General features: G+C 74.7%; 1 protein-coding gene. It reads left to right on the forward strand.

Features of this window, described 5'->3' with window-relative positions; genetic code table 11:
• Window positions 1–34: 34 nt before the first annotated feature.
• Window positions 35–797 (forward strand): LGFP repeat-containing protein (locus tag ACI781_RS19100; RefSeq protein ID WP_456567712.1); only part of this gene is annotated, 763 nt, incomplete at its 3' end.

A 797-nucleotide genomic window follows, 5' to 3' on the forward strand; every position in this document is an offset into this window, starting at 1 on the left:
GGTGGCGCGGTTCGGGCACTTCCGGGGTGGGTCGGTGTACGTGCACCCCACGCTGGGCACGCGGGTGCTGCCGGCGGACGTGGTGGCGGCGTGGCAGGCCTCGGGTGCCGAGACCGGCCCCCTGGGCCACCCGACCGGCGACCCGGTGGCGGCCGCTGGCGGGACGGGCACCGTCACCGCCTTCGAGCACGGCCAGGTCTTCGCCTCCGGTGGCGTGGGTGCTGCCCTGTGGGGGGCGGTGCTCGACCGGTACACCGCCGGTGGAGGGCCCGCCGGCACACTGGGTCGTCCGCGGACCAACGTGACGGCGCTGGCCGGAGGTGGTGCCTACGCCCACTTCGAACGAGGGTCGATCTACTGGACGCCGGCCACGGGTGCTCGTCTCGTCACGGGGTCCTTCCGCGATCGCTGGGCTGCTTCCGGCTGGGAGTCCGGGCCCCTGGGCTACCCGACCTCGGAGGCCACTCCCGTTCCGGACGGCCAGGAGATGACGTTCCAGGGTGGGGCGCTGCTCGCGGCCGACGGCGGGCCGGCGCGTCTGCTGTCCGGACCGGTCCTCGACCGCTTCGTCGCCTCGGGTGGCGTGTCGGGGGAGTTGGGTCTGGCGACGTCGGATGTGACGGCGTTGGCCGGTGGCGGGTCGTTCGCGCACTTCCAGCACGGGTCGGTCTACTACTCCCCGGCGACGGGTGCGCGGGTGCTGACCGGTGCGGTGCGGGACCGGTGGGCGGCGCTGGGCTGGGAGAACTCGGCGTTGGGGTATCCGACGTCGGACGTGACGCCGCTGGCCGGGGGTG

It is taken from the genome of Blastococcus sp. SYSU D00695 (genome assembly GCF_054050555.1).